Genomic DNA, 17122 nt, shown 5'->3' with positions numbered 1-17122 from the left:
TATCATGATCTGGAAAAAGCGCGAGGGGGCCGCGCGCAAAAGTCCCGGCGGCTCCGGCGGCGCTCAGGCCGCCCGGAACACCGGGCCCGTAATTCGTATCGCGATCGCAAAAAGGCGCGAAAAGCTCGTCATGGCGTGGCTTTTAGCGGATGCCGCGGCAGGAATAAAGCGCGGATTTCAAGCCAAAGCGCCGGTATTTTGACTTACATCGAGAAATTGAAACGGTAGGTGGTCGACACGCCAACGGTCCACTGATCGCGGTCGCCGCGCTCCTTGACCAGGCTGGAATCCGCCGCCGGCCCCATCAGGCGCGAATATTCGGTGAAGACGCTGGCCGTCATCGGCTCGGTCACTTTCCAGGTGATCGCGCCGCCGAGCCCGGTCGACTTCAGCCCGCCGCCCGGATGGTATTCGCTGAGGCCCGAGGCCGCAGCTTCCGTGGCGTTGACGCCGTAATAGGCGTCGAAATAGCCGGCCGAGGCGAAGGAGACACGGGGGCCGCCGGATATGCGGACGGTCGGGGTGACGTCGTAGAAGGCGTCGGCCGCGATGTCGGCGACGAAACCGTTGTGGGAGCGGATGCCGTGTCTGAGCTCCGCCCGGGCCCGCACCCAATCCAGCGGATAGAATTCGAAGAAGCCGCCGACCTCGCCGCCCCAGCGCACCGGATCAAGGCCTTGCAATTCGTCCTTGCTGGAACGCGAGAACAGGAACTTGCCGGTCAAGCCGGCGCGCACGCTGCCGTCATCGATCAGCGCCAGCGAGATGTTGTCGTTGCGCGAGGTGAAACGCGCCTCGGGGCCTGCCTTGCCGAGCGAGATGATGGGCTGGGCGCTCAGCATATATTTCTTGCCACCCTCGAAATTCGGGGCAACGAGACCGGTGGCGCCGAGCGTCAGGTACCAGTCGCCGGAAATCCAGCTCCCCTCGCCGGCCTGGGCAGAGGTGACGGCCATCAGGCCAGAGGCGAGAACCAGCGGAATCGTCCCGACAATACGCATCGTCAACCCTTACGCGAAACAGGCCGGCAGGAACACCGGGCAGCGCAGAAGGCATGGCGTCAGTGCGGTAAATTTTGACTTAAGATCCGTAACAGAGACGGCGCGGACCGCCAGCATGGAGATCGGCCGCCCGGCTTAGCTGCCGCGCGGCGCGTGCGACATGTCCAGCAGCTTGGCCACGGCCTTCGAGCCCTTCCCCGCGACGCGTGCCGATCCGTCGTCACCCACCTCAACGGTGGCGCCGCTGGAGAAGCTAAGCGACCAACCATCACCTTTGGCGTTGCGGCGGCGGTCGGTGAGCTCGATGCCGGCAGCCGTGACCAGCGCGACGATCCGGTCGGCGTCCATGTTGGTCCTCCGAAAACGCGCCCTCAATTCAGGTCGAGCCCGCCGGTAAGATCGCCGAGCGGCGGCTCGCCATGCGCGGCTACGGCCTTGTCGCGAACCACGATGCCGTGCAGGACCGGCAATTCGAAACGCTCGGTGATGAAGCGCAGGATCGACGTCGTGTCATAAGGCGTATGATCGACATAGCCGTGCTTGGCGAAGGGCGAAATGATGATCGCGGGAATGCGCGTGCCCGGTCCCCAGCGGTCGCCCTTGGGCGGTGCGGCGTGATCCCAGATGCCGCCGTTCTCATCATAGGTGACGACGACCAGCATGTGCGGCCATTGCGGGCTCTTTTCCAGATGAGCCACGACGTCGGCGATATGGCGGTCGCCGGCCTGGATGTCGGCATAGCCGGAGTGCTCGTTGAGATTGCCCTGCGGCTTATAGAAAGAGACCTGCGGCAGGGCGCCGTCGTCGATGGCCTGGATGAAGCTCGCGCCAGCCAACCCGGCGTCGCGCAGATGTTCGCGCCTGGCCTCGGTGCCCGGAGCGTAATTGGCGTAATAGTTGAACGGCTGATGATGATATTGGAAGTTCGGGATCGGTGTTTTGTTGCCGTGGTCGAGCGTGTACTGCCAGGCTCCGGAATACCACGCCCAGTTTATGTGCTTGAGGCTGAGCATGTCGCCGATGGTCGGTTCCGTCTGCGGCGGCAGCGTGGTGGGCTTGGTAGGATCCGCGAGCAGCCGATCGCCGCCGGGCGCCGGATCGTTGCCGCTCGGCTGGTATGGCGGCTGCATGGTGTTCACCGCGTAGAAATCCGGCGTCAGGTTGCCGTCGGAGACGAATTTCGGGATCCCGTCGCGCGCCGATTTCGGCGAATTGTCGGCGATCTTCAGCGCTGTGCCGCTGGCGTCCGTCACCGCGATCGACGGCTTGGCCGGGCTCTTGTCGGCATTCGCGTAGTACGGCGCGCAGGCGCAGATCAGCCACTGGTGATTGAAGAAGGAGCCGCCGAAGCCGCCCATGAAGAAATGGTCAGCGAGCACGTATTTTTGCGCAATGGCCCACATATCGGTCTTGGAGGCGTCCCAGTTGCTCATCGGCATGGCGCCTGAATCGGCCCAGGCGACGAACATGTCGTTCTTGCCACCGTTCATCTGCATCTGGTTCTGGTAAAAGCGATGCCACAGATCATGCGTCACGACGCTGAGCGGCACGTTGAACCCTTTCGGGTCGTTCACCGTGAACGGTTCGTTCGGAAGGTGCTCGGTCATTGCCTGCGTCACCGGCGGCGTGACGCCCTTGGCGGTCAGCCCGTCCCAGACCGGCGGCAGCTCTGACAGGACCGAGCCGTCACGGTCGCGCTGCTGCAAGCTTTCCTTGCTCGCCTTGTCGATGCCCTCGGCACCCGGAAAATGGCCAAAGAGATTATCGAAGGCGCGGTTCTCGGCGAAGATGACGACCACCGTCTCTATCTTGGCGATGCCGTCCGGCGGATCGCCGGGCTGCGCCGCGAAGGCGGGAGGCGAAGCGACAGTGGACAGGGCGAGAGCCGAGGAAAACAGGGCGAGCCCATAGGATCGCTTCATCGCCGTACCTCCATTGCGCAAAGTCAAATGACACCAGCTTCGGTGCATCTTGGCAATAGCCACCGCGCTGGACGGGTGATCACATCGGGATTACCTTCCTTCAACCGCAGGATGCGCGGCGAACTCTGCAGGGAGACGAAGCCATGAGCTTGCAAGGCAATACCCTGGAAGACGCGATCGGACGCACGCGCGACAAATGGGGATGGTTCGTGGCGCTCGGCGTGCTGCTGCTGATTTTCGGCGGCATCGCCTTCGGCAATCTCTTCATCGCCACCGTCGCTTCGGTCTATGTCGTCGGCTGGCTGATGCTGATGGCGGGCGTCATCGAGATCATCCATGCTTTCGGCGTCAAGACCTGGGGGCGCTTCTTCTACTGGTTGCTCAGTGGCCTGCTCTATGCCGTCGCCGGCTTTTTCGCGTTCTACAACCCACTGCTCGCCTCGGCGGTGTTGACGTTTCTGCTCGCCGTCGCCCTCATTGCTTCCGGGCTGCTGAGGGCCTGGGTCGCCTGGAACCACCGGCCGCAGCAAGGCTGGGGATGGCTGCTGGCAGCCGCGATCATCACCATCCTGCTTGGCCTGATCATCGCCATGGGCTGGCCGGTCAACAGCCTGTGGGTGCTCGGCATGTTCCTGGCCGTCGACCTGGTCTTCCAAGGCTGGAGCTTCATTGCCACCGGGCTGGCGCTCAAGCGGTAGGGAACTCGACCTTCGCGATCGGCCGAAGCCTGCCTAAGATCGTCATCCCAGGGCGAAGCAGGAGCGAAGCTCCGTCGCGAAGACCCTGGGATGACGACATGAGAGGGCGTTTCGCCAATCGCCAAGGTTTGCAATCTGCTAGCCGGACGCAGGCGCTCTGACGCTTCTCTTCGCCACCGCGCCTGCCAGACCTCAGCAACAGATGGCGGCGTCCAGCTCCGATAGCGGACGCACACCTGCAAGCAGCGCCCTCGCCTCGGCCTCGTCGCGCTTCATCTGCACGACCAGCGCATCGAGCCCATCGAATTTGAGCTCGGGGCGCAGATAGCTGAAGAACGACACCTGGCAGATCTCGCCGTAGAGATCGCCGGAGAAGTCGAAGACATAGGTTTCGAGCAGCGGCGCGCCATTATCGTCGACGGTCGGACGGCGGCCGAAGCTGGCGACGCCGTCATGGAGCGTGCCATCGGCGCGGCGCAAGCGGACGGCGTAAATGCCTTCCTTCAGAGTGGCTTCCGGCGAAAGTTTCATATTGGCGGTTGGAAAGCCAAGCGTGCGGCCGAGCTGCTGGCCGCCGATCACCTCGCTCTCGACGGTGAAGCGATAGCCGAGCAGGCCGGCTGCTTCCTCGACCTTGCCTTCGCAAAGCAGGGCGCGGATGCGGCTGGACGAGACCACCTCGGCACCCTCGTCGCGGAAGGCGTCGACCAGCGTGACGCCGAAGCCGTGGCGCTCGCCTGCCGCCATCAGGAAGGCCGGGCCGCCCTGGCGGTCCTTGCCGAAGTGGAAGTCGAAACCGGTGACGGCATGGCTGACGCCCAGCCTGTTTTCCAGCACATCGGTCACGAATGCCTCGGCCGAGAGCGAGGCGAAGTCGCGCGTGAACGGCTGCTCGACGAGGGCGGCAAAGCCGAGCCTGGCCAGGAGCCGCGCCTTCATCGGCGGCGGCGTCAGTACGAAGAGCGGCACGTCCGGTCTGAACACCTTGCGCGGATGCGGCTCGAAGGTAAGCACCAGGGCCGGCACGCCGCGGCGGCCGGCTTCGGCCAGCGCCCGCTCCAGCACCGACAGATGGCCGCGGTGGACGCCGTCGAAATTGCCGATCGCCACGACGCCGCCGCGCAGATGCCCGGGCAACGGCGTGACCGCCGAAATGCGTTCGAAATCGTGCGTCATGTCGACCTGCGTGATGTCGGGGCGCCCGTCATGGTCCGGCGCCTATTGCAGCCGCGGGATGACGGCGGCCGGCCGATATCCGTACGTTGCTAGGAATCCCGCCAGCCTTTCGGGATCCGGCCGCAGCGGGTCGCCATAGTCGCGGGCGTGAATCCCGCCCGAGACATAGAGCACGTCGAACCCGTTGTCGGCGGCACCCTTGACGTCGGTCATCATGCCATCGCCGATGGCGAGAACCTGTTTGCGCTCGACCGCGTGGCCGAGCAGCCCGGCGACCTCCTTCATGGCGAGGTTGTAGATCGGCGCGAAGGGCTTGCCGGCGATCAGCGTGCGGCCGCCAAGCTGCGCGTAGTCGCGCGCCAGCGCGCCGGCGCACCAGATGGTGCGCTCGCCGCGCTCGACCAGGATGTCGGGATTGGCGCAGATGAAGGGCAGATTGCGGGCACGCAGCCGCTGCAGCAGTTCCGCGTATTCGGCGGGCTTCTCCACCTCGTCGTCGTAGAACCCGGTGCAGACGACGCCGGAGGCTTCGAATTCCTCCACGATTTCGACGTCCAAGCCGTCATAGAGGGTGAAGTCGCGCTCGGGCCCGATGTGGAAGATCTTTCTCGGACCCTCGGCGATCAAGTCGCGCGTGACGTCGCCCGAGGTGACGACACGGTCGTAGGCTTCAGCCGGAACGCCGATCGCATGCATCTGCGCAACGACGTCGGCGCTGCGCCGCGGCGAATTGGTGATCAGCACCACCGGCACTTTTGCCGCGCGCGCCCGGGCAAGCGCCTCCGCGGCGACGGGGAAGTGCCATTCGCCATTGTGCACCACGCCCCATACGTCGCACAGGATGGCCGCGTAGTTTTCCGTCAGATCGGTGAGCGAAGCGATGATGTTTGGCGAGTCCGCCATGCCGTTATCCTGAGACTGGTCTAGGCAAAGCCGCGACAGCCATCCTTTTAGTTCGGAGGCCGCCACGGCCGGTCCCGCATAACCGAAGCGCTCCGTCCTGTCACCAGCTTTCGCCATCGCCGCCGGGACGAGCCGCGACCACGCCCGTTCGGAAGCGCAGGGTTAACACCCCGTCAAAATGGCGGTGCGTGCTTGAACGTTTCGGGCAAGCTGAAATTTAAGGATCTATGACCATGGTAGCACCGAACTAGGACCATGGTCGTATACCGGTATGGGTCTTTTGCGGGGGCTGAGCGCAATGATCGGCAGATTTATAGGCGACAAGCGGGGCAACTACGCCCTGTTGACAGTCATCACGATGGTGCCGCTGATGGGTGCCGTGGCACTGGCCGTCGATTTTACGGAACTGGTTAGAGAGAAGCAGGAGACGCTCAACGCCCTAGATGCTGCTGGGGTCGCGACAGCGCAACAGATCGTCAGCGGAGCGAGCGACGCGGACGCGAAGGCCTACGCCAAGCAGTTCTTCGAGGCCAATCTCAGGCACGTGTCTCCGGCCAACACGACGCTGACCGTCACGCTGCCCAACAACAATGCCGGCGGCGGCACCCTGGTCCTGGAGGCGTCCCTGAAATATCACCCCTATTTCCTGCCGGCGGCGGCGATGCTGCTCGGCGGGACTGCGGGCGACCACGTAGTCAATGTTTCGGCGAGGTCGGAAATCCGACTTAAGAACACGCTGGAAGTGGCGCTCGTGCTGGATAATTCCGGATCGATGTCGACCCTGGGCTCGGGAACCGGGCAGAAGCGTATTGACCTGCTAAAAGCCGCCGCCAAGCAGTTGGTCGACACGCTGGCGCTGCAGGCCCAGCAGATGAAGCAGATCTCCAAGCCAGTGCAGTTCTCGCTGGTTCCGTTCTCTGCCTCGGTCAATGTCGGGCCGACGCATGACGGCGACAGCTGGATGGATCAAGATGGTATCTCCCCGGTCCAGCACGAGAATTTCGACTGGACGACGATGAGCGCCGCCAACGATCCGAACAAGTACGCCGAGAAGGTCAATGGCGCCTGGTACAAACGCGGTGACGGTTGGGGCGATACCAAGGGTGAGCCCCTGACCCGCTTCAGCCTTTATGCCGACATGACCGTGGAATCGGGTCGCGAAGAGGTGCCGAACTCAAAGCAGTACATCTGCGACGCGTACAACAAAAAGGGCAAATGCACCGACGGACATTGGACTGACCCGCAATATGTCTACACCACCAGCCGCTATGCGAGTTGGCAGGGGTGCGTCGAAGCGAGGCCTTATCCCTACAACGACGACGACACGACGCCGACCACGTCCAATCCTGCGACGCTCTTTGTGCCCATGTTCGCTCCGGACGAACCCGGCACGCTGTGGCGCGACTTCAACCGCGACGGCACGAACGATGTCAACAGCTTGAGCTACGGCTACGAGAACAATTGGTGGGCAGACTGGCCCTATTCATTAAACCCAACCGCTGTTCAGCGGCAATCGGACATGCGGAAGTACTTTCTGGTGAAGCCTTACGGTTCGACTTCGGCCGGTGCTGGTGACGGCCCGAACGCAGCCTGCACCACCAGTCCAATCACGCCCCTCAAGGACGTCACGGTGAGTGCGCAGAAGCAGCAACTGACTGACGCCATCAATGCTATGGCGCCAACTGGCAATACGAACGTACCCGAGGGGCTCGCCTGGGGCTGGCGGACAGTCTCAAGCAACGAGCCCTTCACCGAAGGTCGGCCAAACAACGAAAAGGGCAACGACAAGGTCGTAATCGTGCTGACCGACGGCGCCAATACCTACAGCGCAATCAGCGATGGCAGTTACGCCAACAACCGTTCCACCTATGCGGCCTATGGCTATACAGGCAAAGTCAATTCCGCACTGGCAAGCGTCACGCGCCTGTTCATGAATACGAGCACCGCGGTGCCTAAGACCACCTATACGGACGGCAACTACACCGCCGCGCTTGACGAACAGATGCAGACGCTGTGCGCCAACGCCAAGGCGGCCGGGATCATGGTGATGACGGTCTCGCTCGACCTGGTCGACACCAAGGCGGACGAGAAGAAGGCCATGGCTGCGCTGAAGGCTTGCGCTTCCGACTCCCGCTTCCGCAGGGACCCGGCCGACCCGAGCAAGCCCGCGAAGCTATTCTGGAACTCGACCGGCGCCACGCTTTCGGACGACTTCAAGGCGATCGGCAACGAATTGTCGAACCTGCGCATCGTCAGTTGATCCGAAAGAGCAACCGCTTGCTGAAGATGCGCGAATTCTGGCTTCGCTTTTGCCGCGACCGGCGCGGCAACTATGCCCTGATGACGGCGATCGCCATGGTGCCGCTCATGGGCGCCCTGGCAATCGCGGTCGACTTCACCGAACTCAACCGTCAGAAACAGATGGTGCTCAACGCGCTCGATGCGGCGAACTTTGCCGCCGCGAGGCGGTTGGCGGAGGGCGCCACCGACGACCAGATCAAGGCTTATGCCGTCGACTTCTTCAACGCCAACCTCAACACCATCGACCCCGCGGACGTAGCGCTCAACATCACCCTACCCACCAGCCAGGCCGGCGGCGGCTTGCTGACAATGAGCGCCACGCTTACCTACCATCCCTATTTCTATCCGGCTTCGGCAATGCTCGTCGGCGTCGACGAAGTCGACGCGAAAAAGCCCGTTGAGCTCGAGATGAAGTCACAGGTGCGCTTGAAGAACACACTGGAAGTGGCGATGGTGCTCGACAATTCGGGCTCGATGTCGACGAAAGGATCCGGCACGGGGCAGAAGCGCATCGACCTGCTCAAACAGGCCGCCAAGCAGTTGGTCGACACGCTTGCGCAGCAGGCGGCGCAGATCAAGCAGATCGACAAGCCGGTCCAGTTCAGCCTGGTGCCCTTCGCGGCTTCGGTCAATGTCGGGCCGGACAACGACAACGCCTCCTGGATGGATGTCTACGGGCTGTCGCCGATCGCCAACGAGAATTTCGACTGGTCGACACTCAACGCCGCCGACAAGAACGCCCAGAAGATCAACGGCATCTGGTACAAGAACGGCACCGGCTGGGGGACCGAGGAAGGCCAGGCGCTGACCCGCTTTTCGGTCTATCGCGACATGAAGGTGGTCACCAGCCACGAGCGCATCGTCGGCAGCAAGCGCGTCGTCTGCGACGAATACCGGTCCAACAACACCTGCAAGCGAAGCCACAACGAATACGACTACAACGACACCTACGGCCCGTTCGCGAGCTGGCAGGGCTGCGTCGAAGTGCGTCCCTACCCTTACAATGTCGACGATACGCCTGCGTCCGGCGGGCCGAACAACACCGGCATCGGCGTCGGCGACCCGGCAACAATGTTCGTGCCGACGTTCGCGCCCGACGAACCCGGCAACCACTGGAAGGTGACGCAAGATCCCGACGAGCCGAACCCGGTGACCTACGGCGCTGCCAACAGCTGGTGGAACGACGATCCGTCGAGCACCACCGGCAAGACGCGCCAATCCAACATGGCGAAATATTTCATGCCGCGGCCGATCAATGCGCCTGTGCTGGCAACGGGCGCCGGTCCCAACTTTAGCTGCACCACGACGCCGGTCACGCCGCTCACCGACGTCACCACCGCGGACGGGCTGGCCGCGATCAAGGCGGCTGTCGACCTGATGCAGCCCAACGGCAACACCAACGTGCCGGAAGGCATGGCCTGGGGCTGGCGCACCGTGTCCAGCACGGCGCCGTTCACCGAAGGGCGGCCGGAGACCGAACGCGGCAACGACAAGGTCGTCATCGTGCTTACCGACGGCGAGAACACCTATTCGACGGTGAACTCCGATCCGGCCGGCAACAAATCGACCTATGCGGCCTACGGCTATACCGGCGTCGGCTACAAAGGCACCTCGGTCACCCGCCTGTTCGGCGGCACCTCCAGCGACATCGGCCAGTTCAACTATTCCTCGGGCAACTACACCAACGCGCTCAACGAGCAGATGGCCAAGCTCTGCGACCACGCCAAGGCGGCCAACATCATGGTGATGACGGTTGCGCTCGACATGTCCGCGACCGACGCCGGCGACAAGCAGGCGATGGACGCTCTGAAGACCTGCTCATCCGACTCCCGCTTCCGCAAGGATCCCGCCGACCCCAGCAAGCCCGCCAAGCTTTTCTGGAATGCAACCGGCGCGACGCTGTCCGACAATTTCAAGGAGATTGCGAACGAGCTATCGAATTTGCGCGTGGTGGGGTAAGGGACATAAACTGACACCGGCGCGCCAAGAAGCGAAAAGGCAGGATCAGGGGCTTGATTTCAGATAGTATTCTCTTTCCCCTTCATCGGAGGATGCTGAGATGCTGTCAGACCTCGCGAAACTCATCGAGCAGGATCATTTAGCCCTGGATGCCTTCGTCAAGGGCAATCCCGAACCATTGAAAAGTCTCTTCTCACAACGGGATGACGTCGTCATCGCCAATCCATTCGGCCCGCCGGCAAAAGGATGGAAGAAGGCTGCCGAAACGATGGACCGTGCCGCTACCAACTACCGAGACGGAGAGATTATCGGCTTCGACCGAATTTCCGAGTACGCAACGACCGACTTGGGTTACATCATCGAGATCGAGCGGGTCCGATCCAAGGTCGGCGGCAGCGACAAGCTGGTTCCGATCGCACTTCGAACCACCACTATATTTCGGCGGGAGAAAGGCGCGTGGAAGATCGTCCTTCGTCATGCCGATCCTATAACCTCGCCTCGTCCGGCAGCCTCGATCGTCGGTGAGTAGAAAGGCTGCCAAAGCCTGCGGCACTGCCCGCCCTGGCGCAACGAACGGCGCCGGCAAGTCCCTTGCGCTCGTGCGCGGCACAAGGCACATGTCCGTACCCGCCGGCATCGGGCCTTCCCTGCCGCAGGTGCTGGAGATCGAGCATGCCCAACGCCGCCAACCATTTGACCTTCGCGCTGATCTGCCTTGGCATGGTGCTCACACCCGGCCCGAACATGATCTATCTGATCTGCTCATGAGAGCGAAAAGCGCTTTGTTTTCAATGGCCATGTTGCAAAACAGGCCTTTTGTGTCGCAGTGAGTGTTCTACAGACGTTTCGCCAGGGCCTCGGCGCGGTCCTTCTGCTTGGCGTTGCTGTCCTTCGATCTGAGCAAATGGCCGTACAAGTCATAGGTCATCTGGATCGAGGAGTGGCCTAGCTCGGTCTGTATCTCTTTCGGATTCGCGTCACTGTCGATGAGCATGCTGGCATGGAAATGCCGCAGGCTATGGAAGCCGACAGGCTTGACCCCGGCATCCTTCAACAGCTTCGTCCAGACGCGGGCGTAGAAGTTCGACAACAGCCAGGGCGTACCGGCTTCAGTCGGGAACACCAGTTCGTTTTTGCCTGCCTGGAGCCTTAGCTCTTTCAGAAGCGACACGAGGTCGGCCGGCAGAGTGATGGTGCGCTTCCCTGCCCTCGACTTCGGCGGGCCGATGACGCCGTATTCGTCTGCGCGTTGTCGGACCTCGATCGTGCCGGCTTTCAGGTCGACAGCATCCCAAGGCAGCCCCCTGATCTCGGACGCGCGCATACCGGTGTGAATGGCCGTCTCGATCATGCCGCGGCGCACCAGCGGCAATTCCTTAGCCTTGGCGCGGATGAGCTTGATCTCGGCGATCGACGGGATCACAACCTCTTCCGCGTGACGGCCACCGATGCCGATCTTGACCGCAGACGCGATGTTAACCCCGACGCGATCCTGATGGACCATTTCCGACAAGAGACCCTTAAGGCTCTGCAGCACCTTCTTTGCCGTCGCGCGCGTCAGCTTGGTGAGCAGATCGTTGCGGAACGTTACGACATCGGCCTTTGCAAGGTCTGTGAGTTTCTTAGTGCCAATAGCGGGCGTGATATACGCATCGAGGTGATGCTTATAGCCTCGTAGCGTCGCCTTCTCTGCCGGCTCCCGATCGTCGCGGCCATGCTCGACCGCCTTCAGCCATTCGGCGCCGGCCTCTGCCACGGTCAACGATTTGGACGCGATGACGTGGCGCTTCTCCCTCACCTCCCCGCGCATGGTGGTTTCCCACTCTCGGGCTTCTTTGCGGGTCGCGAACGTCTTAATTGCGCGCTTCCGGTCCTGGTCGAAGTAATCGATGATCCAGGACTCTCTCATCTCGCCCTTGGTGGTCGTCCACGTCCGCTTGCGTATCGACATAGCTTCTACTCACCTAAAAAGGAATCTCGTCTGTGGTGCGGGTGCCGTCAGTGTTTATATTGAAGCTTCGCTTATGCCTGTCCTGCACAGAAGCGGTGCCGTCCTGATAGACGGTGACAACGTCGCCGGTCGTCATGCCGAACGTTATTGTGGACGTGGTCATCTTGATCTGATTTATCAGTGGGTGGCCCACTAATACGTCCTTCGCGATATCAGACATCATCCGCGTGTCCTTCAGGCGCTCGATAAATCGGCGCGTGATGGCTTCAGCATCGTCCCGGTGTTTCAGTGCCTCGTCTAGCAGACGACGTGCAGCCTCCACCTCTGACTGTAGCTTCATATCAGCCTGAAACTTGGTGATCCGCTCCACCAGTTCCGTGGGTAGGACGTACACCCGCCGTTGGGTGCTCTCTTTGTCAGCCGCCATTGCAATTATCCCCAGAAAGTTTCCGCAGTGGTTGCACACGCCTTGAACCATTGCAAGTGACTACTGTATGGTAACAGCAATTGACATTTATTGGTACATGAACAAAATAAGAATCGTTATCAAATGGTGAAAGGCGCAGGATGACGGCAGTGTCAGAGCCCAGCGGGATCGACGTAGTTTGGGGCGCAGTCGAGATCGGGAAAGAGATCAACAGGACGCCCCGACAGACCTTCCACATGTTGGAGCAAGGTTTGCTGCCGGCCAGGAAGGTCGGCAGTCAGTGGGTAGCTGAGCGCGGCAAGCTCCGGGCGTTTTTCACCGGGGATGCCGCATGAGCTGTCTCGACGAGGAACACAACCCGCGCATCGACGAGGCTGCCGTATGGCTGGCCTCCACTCCCCGGCGCCAGCGCGAACGGCCGACAGTGCCGCTGTTGAGAGAGCGCTTCGGCCTTTCGGCTTCCGAAGCCTGTAGGGCCATTGCCGCCGCCAACATGATCTTGGCGAGGGCGGCATAATGACGACGACCGAGTATTTTCAACCGGGATTGAAAAAAGGTCGCGGCATGGCGAAGGCCTCGCTCGATCTGATCGAAGAGATGCGGAACATCGCCGAGGCGGTGCAGCCGATCACCGGACGCGGCATCGGCTACAAGCTGTTCACGGCCGGGCTGATCTCGTCGATGTCCACCAACGACATGGCCAAGGTCTACCGCCTGCTGCGCATCGCGCGAGAACAAGGTGATATTCCCTGGGACTGGATCGTTGATGAGACGCGCGAGCTGGAACGCGTTTCGACCTGGGACGATCCTGCACAGTATGCCAGGGCGGTAGCGCGGTCTTACCGCCGCGACTTCTGGAACCAGCAACCCTATCGAGTCGAGGTGTGGTCGGAGAAGGGAACCGTTCGCGGGGTGCTTAAGCCGGTGCTCGACCACTACGCGGTCGGCTTCCGCGTCATGCACGGCTTCGCCAGCGCGACAGCCGTCAACGACATCGCCAAGGATGATGACGGGCGCGACCTGGTCGTCCTTTACTGCGGCGACTTCGATCCGAGCGGCTTGTACATGTCCGAATGCGATCTGCCGCGGCGGCTCGAGGAGTATGGCGGTCACCACGTCAAGTTCGTTCGTATCGCCCTGAGGCCGGAGCAGACGCCCGGACTTCCATCGTTCCCGGCGGCCGACAAGCGCGCCGACAAGCGTCATGGATGGTTCGTTCAGAACCACGGGACGAAGTGCTGGGAATTGGACGCGATGGACCCTCGCGACCTGCGCGAATGCGTCGAGCGCGAAGTCGAGAGCCTGATAGAGCCCGAAGCCTGGGCGCGCTGTGAAACCGTAAACGCAGCCGAACTGGAGTCCCTGCAGTCGATCCTATCTGGCTGGAGGGCGTCATGATGGTTCCTGAAAAGATCCCAGAAAAGGTCTCACCCCAAGAGCGGTGGCGGCTCAGGCACCCGCTGGAGCGCTGGTCGCATGTCGCCGTCGCCAGTGCGATCCGCCGAGGCATCCTGGTCAAGCCTTCAAGTTGTGAAAGCTGCGGGGAAGAGAAGCCGCTCGATGCTCATCACGACGATCACCGCCGCGCACTGGACGTGAAATTCTGGTGCAGAGCCTGTCACGCCCGCCATCATGCGCGTCTGCGCCGAAATGGCGGTGCGGCATGATCGCGGCGCGAAAGCAAAACCGCCGGCCTGGTGGCACAGAGCCGGCGGCAGAAGGAGTTCACAACCAACTGGTAGGTCCCGAAACATATTCCGATGGGGCTGTCCATGCAAGCTTACCCTCAACTCTCACAGCGGAAATTGGACGACTGTACGGCGCCGGGTTTTCGCTCCTGCCGCTCGGCGGCGATGACGGCAAGAAGCCTATCGTCGCATTCAAGGATCGCGGCCGCCTCCCTCTTGCGCGTGTCCTTGATCGACTGGCCGCCGCCGGCAGCAGGACATTTGGGATCCGGCTCTCCGGCATGCTTGTCATCGACGTCGACACCGACACACCCGAGGCGCGGGCCTATGTCGAGACACGGTTCGGATCGTCGCCTGCACTCACCAAGACCAGCCGCGGCTTCCACCTCTATTTCCGGCATGAGGGGCCGAAGCCGCCGACGATCGACCTCCCGGGCATCCGGATCGATTTCAAGGCTGGCGGTAATGACTTCGTTGTTGGTGCCCTCTCTCAACGACCCGACGGGACGATCTATCGACCGCTCGGCCGGCTTGTGTCCGTCGCGGAACTTCCAAATTTCCAAGATCGCGGTGCCGATGACGCACCAGTTCAGCGCAATGCCGATGGCCGGTTTCCCGTCGGCTCTAGACAGAAGAGTCTCAAGCGTCGCGCGCACCAGTTGGCCTTGGTCGCCGATACTTTCGATGAGGTCCTCGCCGATCTGTTGGGATTTCGGGACTGGGAGGTCGAGCAGCCCGAAGACTTTCCCGATGACAAGGTCGCATCGATTGCCGCTTGGTATTGGGATCTGCGCGAAAAGCGCGAACTCTGGAGCGGAAGGAGGTCGGCCGTGAAAATTCAGAGATCAGCTATCGACCTGATCGCGACGGCGAGAAAAGGCAAGGCCACGCTTAGAGCCATAAACATCGTAAAAGGCACCGCCTCGCTGCTCTACAACTTGGTCTTGGCCGATCACGGGCACAAGCCAGGGGCAACATTTGCGTTGGTTCCCGACGCACTTCGCAAGTCGGGCCGCATGAGCAACGGCCGCCGGCAGATTTATGACGCGATAGACCTTCTCATCGACCTGGAACTGCTGATCTGCGTAAGCCAGCCCAGGGGGAACCGTGACCATTACATCTATCGGCTTGGTCCGGGCAGGCAGGTGAGAGGCAGGATAGAAGAAGGGGAAGGGTCTAATCTTACATTAATATCCGTTACGGACACACACTCTGGAGGGCTGGCAGCATGACAGAAACGCTGCGTAACGTTACCGATGCTAGCAAACCGGAGCATCTGCTAGCAAAAGCCTCCCGACCGTTCGGCGACCGTTCGGCGAATTGTCCCTGTCAGCTCGATCTATTCGAATGGGCAGCGGCACGGCCAACAGCTCGCATCTACGATTGGTGCGAACCTTTCGCCGCCAAGTTGATGTCCCGCATTCATGAATACGACGACGCCTGGCCGAAGCAGCGCTACGACGCGCCTGTGACCTATTTGCCCGAGCGGAGGCGCGCATGATCACTGGATCTCAAATTCGGGCGGCCCGCGCTCTTCTCGGCTGGACAACTCAGAAGTTGGCCGACGCCTCCGGCGTTCACTACGCTACCCTTTCCCGTGCCGAACAGACCGATGGGATTCCCAACATGCGCGCGCACACGCTGGCCACCGTGCAAGCGGCTCTTGAAGGTGGCGGCTGCCAATTTTTCGACGGCAACTATTCAGGCAACGGCGGTCCTGGTGTTCGCCTCGTTTCGGAGTCTGCATGAAGCCAGCCAACGACAATTTCCAGATCATTGTCGAACCTGTCGGCCGGCCCGATGGCGCTTATGCGCTAACGGTTCCTGGTGGTGGCTACACCGAGGAAGATTATAGGAGCGCTCATCCCAATCGGGACAGCGCCCTGTGGGAAGCTCACGACCTCCGGAAGGATTCCTTCCCGCATGCGCTCATCGTGGAGATCGTCGGATGACGGAGGCGCGAAGCTGTCAGCAATGCAACGCCAGCCTCGCCGGCAAGAGGAGCGATGCAAAGTTCTGTGGCGTGAACTGCCGGAACTTGCACTTCAAGCACCGTGTCGGCCGTCTCGAAACACTGGCGGCTGAGGTGATCATCGACAAGCCGCTGCGAGAAGCAATGATCGAGGCCGGCGACCTCAACATGCAAGATGAACACAGTCCCGCGAAAGTTCGAGAGGCATTCGAACGCGCATGGACGACCTTCCTCGATCAATACGCATAATTACGGTTGGCGGTTACGCTTATTGCCTTCGTGGTAGAATCTCCGGCGTGATTGGAATTCCATCTTGCCTGGAGCCCTGAATGCTTGCCCGACTGAAATCAGCAGAACATGACGCAGCCTATTTTCGGCGCACTTTGAAGCTTCCACGACCGAGTGCGGGATATTCCATCGCTGCGGAGGAGGCCAGGCGAGCATCATCGGATCTGCGGCGTCTGACCGAACGGCGAGAGACTTTCAAACTAGAAGCCACGGTCCAGCATTCTGCAAAGCCCCGGCTTACGGACGATGTATTGCGCGAGACGCTCGACAATCTCGCCACTGAGATCATCGCGGCCACAGCCCGCGATCAAGAGGCACGTGCCGATTTGGACGAGCTTAGGGCGGCTTATCGCGAGCATGTAGGCGTTACCCTCGCCAGTGACATCGAAGGCCTCGGCGTGCTGATCAAGCATCACATCGATGAGGTACTGGGGCTGCTGGACGTCGCCACCGCGCTCGGCGCCGAAGCTCGCGAAGTTCGCGTCGAGATGCCAGCCCTTGTCAGTGGCGCGCACGATGCCAAGCGACTCATACAGCTAGCCGTCGACACGACCATCACCAAGATGATTTCGAAAGGACGCCGCGCATGAAATCAGTTCGACCGAAGCCTGTTCGCGTGGTGCGGCTCGACGGCCGACAGCAGGTACGATCAAAGATCATCGATTGGGCAGCGAAATACGCAGATCGAGAAAAGATCCGCAATTTCGATCGCGCCGGCTTCGACGAGTTCAACAGCCCTGTCGTGGCCAAATTGAAGCGGGCCTATTTCCGGGCCTACGGCGAGAAGATCTGAAGCCATGGCAACGCGCAAACCGCCCATTGTCGATCCGCGACAA

Annotated in this window: 22 protein-coding genes and 1 pseudogene; 16 read left to right on the top strand and 7 right to left on the bottom strand. The window is 61.5% G+C overall.

The window, feature by feature from the left end:
• Window positions 1-4: 4 nt before the first annotated feature.
• Window positions 5-202 (top strand): hypothetical protein, encoded by a 198-nt coding sequence (locus tag A9K71_RS14660; protein ID WP_066996650.1) that lies wholly within the window; start codon window positions 5-7, stop codon window positions 200-202.
• A gap of 1 nt (window position 203) precedes the next feature.
• Here A9K71_RS14660 and A9K71_RS14655 read toward each other — a convergent pair whose 3' ends face one another.
• The 3 genes from A9K71_RS14655 to A9K71_RS14645 form a co-directional block, all read right to left on the bottom strand.
• Window positions 204-1001 (bottom strand): MipA/OmpV family protein, encoded by a 798-nt coding sequence (locus A9K71_RS14655; protein WP_066996647.1) that lies wholly within the window; start codon window positions 999-1001, stop codon window positions 204-206.
• 135 nt (window positions 1002-1136) lie between these two features.
• Entirely contained in the window at window positions 1137-1349 is a 213-nt protein-coding gene (locus A9K71_RS14650; RefSeq protein ID WP_066996644.1) for a hypothetical protein, read from the bottom strand.
• Window positions 1350-1372: 23 nt separating this feature from the next.
• The gene (locus A9K71_RS14645) at window positions 1373-2923 is read right to left on the bottom strand and encodes an acid phosphatase (protein WP_245299628.1); all 1551 of its coding nucleotides are present in this window, start codon (window positions 2921-2923) and stop codon (window positions 1373-1375) included.
• A 143-nt stretch (window positions 2924-3066) separates the two neighbouring features.
• On the opposite strand from A9K71_RS14645, the gene A9K71_RS14640 reads away from it, so the two are divergent.
• Window positions 3067-3621: an HdeD family acid-resistance protein gene (locus A9K71_RS14640; protein WP_066996639.1), complete on the top strand. Its 555-nt coding sequence runs from the start codon at window positions 3067-3069 to the stop codon at window positions 3619-3621.
• 192 nt (window positions 3622-3813) lie between these two features.
• On the opposite strand, the gene A9K71_RS14635 is transcribed toward A9K71_RS14640, so the two are convergent.
• Window positions 3814-4797 carry a bifunctional riboflavin kinase/FAD synthetase gene (locus A9K71_RS14635; RefSeq protein WP_066996636.1) on the bottom strand — a complete coding sequence of 328 codons (984 nt, stop codon included), beginning with the start codon at window positions 4795-4797 and terminating at the stop codon, window positions 3814-3816.
• Between the two features lie 42 nt (window positions 4798-4839).
• The gene (locus A9K71_RS14630) at window positions 4840-5700 is read right to left on the bottom strand and encodes a TIGR01459 family HAD-type hydrolase (RefSeq protein ID WP_066996633.1); all 861 of its coding nucleotides are present in this window, start codon (window positions 5698-5700) and stop codon (window positions 4840-4842) included.
• A gap of 298 nt (window positions 5701-5998) precedes the next feature.
• Between A9K71_RS14630 and A9K71_RS14625 the strand changes: the two genes are divergently transcribed.
• The 4 genes and pseudogenes from A9K71_RS14625 to A9K71_RS31515 all read left to right on the top strand — a co-directional run.
• Complete coding sequence (locus tag A9K71_RS14625) at window positions 5999-7960, top strand: TadE/TadG family type IV pilus assembly protein (RefSeq protein ID WP_066996631.1); 1962 nt, start codon at window positions 5999-6001, stop codon at window positions 7958-7960.
• A 26-nt stretch (window positions 7961-7986) separates the two neighbouring features.
• Complete coding sequence (locus A9K71_RS14620) at window positions 7987-9960, top strand: pilus assembly protein (RefSeq protein ID WP_066996696.1); 1974 nt, start codon at window positions 7987-7989, stop codon at window positions 9958-9960.
• A gap of 100 nt (window positions 9961-10060) precedes the next feature.
• The gene (locus A9K71_RS14615; RefSeq protein ID WP_066996626.1) at window positions 10061-10489 is read left to right on the top strand and encodes a DUF4440 domain-containing protein; all 429 of its coding nucleotides are present in this window, start codon (window positions 10061-10063) and stop codon (window positions 10487-10489) included.
• Window positions 10490-10632: 143 nt separating this feature from the next.
• Window positions 10633-10719 (top strand): annotated as a pseudogene (locus A9K71_RS31515) (LysE family translocator); the annotation flags it as partial.
• 76 nt (window positions 10720-10795) lie between these two features.
• On the opposite strand, the gene A9K71_RS14610 reads toward A9K71_RS31515, so the two are convergent.
• Together A9K71_RS14610 and A9K71_RS14605 are read right to left on the bottom strand one after the other, a co-directional pair.
• Complete coding sequence (locus A9K71_RS14610; protein WP_066996623.1) at window positions 10796-11911, bottom strand: site-specific integrase; 1116 nt, start codon at window positions 11909-11911, stop codon at window positions 10796-10798.
• 13 nt (window positions 11912-11924) lie between these two features.
• Window positions 11925-12338 carry a hypothetical protein gene (locus tag A9K71_RS14605; protein WP_156752677.1) on the bottom strand — a complete coding sequence of 138 codons (414 nt, stop codon included), beginning with the start codon at window positions 12336-12338 and terminating at the stop codon, window positions 11925-11927.
• Between the two features lie 331 nt (window positions 12339-12669).
• Here A9K71_RS14605 and A9K71_RS14595 point away from each other — a divergent pair, with 331 nt between their 5' ends.
• From A9K71_RS14595 to A9K71_RS14560, 10 genes are all read left to right on the top strand, one after another.
• Window positions 12670-12855 (top strand): hypothetical protein, encoded by a 186-nt coding sequence (locus A9K71_RS14595; protein ID WP_066996613.1) that lies wholly within the window; start codon window positions 12670-12672, stop codon window positions 12853-12855.
• Window positions 12855-13736, top strand: a complete 882-nt coding sequence (locus A9K71_RS14590; RefSeq protein WP_066996610.1) for a hypothetical protein — start codon at window positions 12855-12857, stop codon at window positions 13734-13736. The genes A9K71_RS14595 and A9K71_RS14590 overlap by 1 nt, the downstream gene beginning before the upstream one ends.
• The gene (locus tag A9K71_RS31510; protein ID WP_156752676.1) at window positions 13733-14005 is read left to right on the top strand and encodes a hypothetical protein; all 273 of its coding nucleotides are present in this window, start codon (window positions 13733-13735) and stop codon (window positions 14003-14005) included. Before A9K71_RS14590 ends, A9K71_RS31510 begins: the two co-directional genes overlap by 4 nt.
• On the top strand, window positions 14002-15258 hold the full coding sequence (locus A9K71_RS14585) for a bifunctional DNA primase/polymerase (RefSeq protein ID WP_066996607.1): 1257 nt from the start codon (window positions 14002-14004) through the stop codon (window positions 15256-15258). The genes A9K71_RS31510 and A9K71_RS14585 overlap by 4 nt, the downstream gene beginning before the upstream one ends.
• Entirely contained in the window at window positions 15255-15527 is a 273-nt protein-coding gene (locus A9K71_RS31505) for a hypothetical protein (RefSeq protein ID WP_156752675.1), read from the top strand. The genes A9K71_RS14585 and A9K71_RS31505 overlap by 4 nt, the downstream gene beginning before the upstream one ends.
• Entirely contained in the window at window positions 15524-15775 is a 252-nt protein-coding gene (locus tag A9K71_RS14580; protein WP_066996604.1) for a helix-turn-helix transcriptional regulator, read from the top strand. Before A9K71_RS31505 ends, A9K71_RS14580 begins: the two co-directional genes overlap by 4 nt.
• Window positions 15772-15978 (top strand): hypothetical protein, encoded by a 207-nt coding sequence (locus A9K71_RS14575; RefSeq protein ID WP_066996602.1) that lies wholly within the window; start codon window positions 15772-15774, stop codon window positions 15976-15978. The genes A9K71_RS14580 and A9K71_RS14575 overlap by 4 nt, the downstream gene beginning before the upstream one ends.
• Window positions 15975-16247, top strand: coding sequence for a hypothetical protein (locus A9K71_RS14570; protein WP_066996599.1), 273 nt, complete (start codon window positions 15975-15977; stop codon window positions 16245-16247). The genes A9K71_RS14575 and A9K71_RS14570 overlap by 4 nt, the downstream gene beginning before the upstream one ends.
• Before the next feature lie 80 nt (window positions 16248-16327).
• A complete protein-coding gene (locus A9K71_RS31500) occupies window positions 16328-16876 on the top strand; it encodes a hypothetical protein (protein WP_156752674.1) in 549 nt (182 codons plus the stop codon).
• Entirely contained in the window at window positions 16873-17079 is a 207-nt protein-coding gene (locus A9K71_RS14560) for a hypothetical protein (RefSeq protein WP_066996594.1), read from the top strand. Before A9K71_RS31500 ends, A9K71_RS14560 begins: the two co-directional genes overlap by 4 nt.
• The last annotated feature ends 43 nt before the right edge of the window (window positions 17080-17122 follow it).

It is taken from the genome of Mesorhizobium sp. WSM3873, from assembly GCF_001672445.1.
Lineage (GTDB): Bacteria > Pseudomonadota > Alphaproteobacteria > Rhizobiales > Rhizobiaceae > Mesorhizobium.
This window is presented reverse-complemented; position numbering and strand designations above follow the sequence as displayed.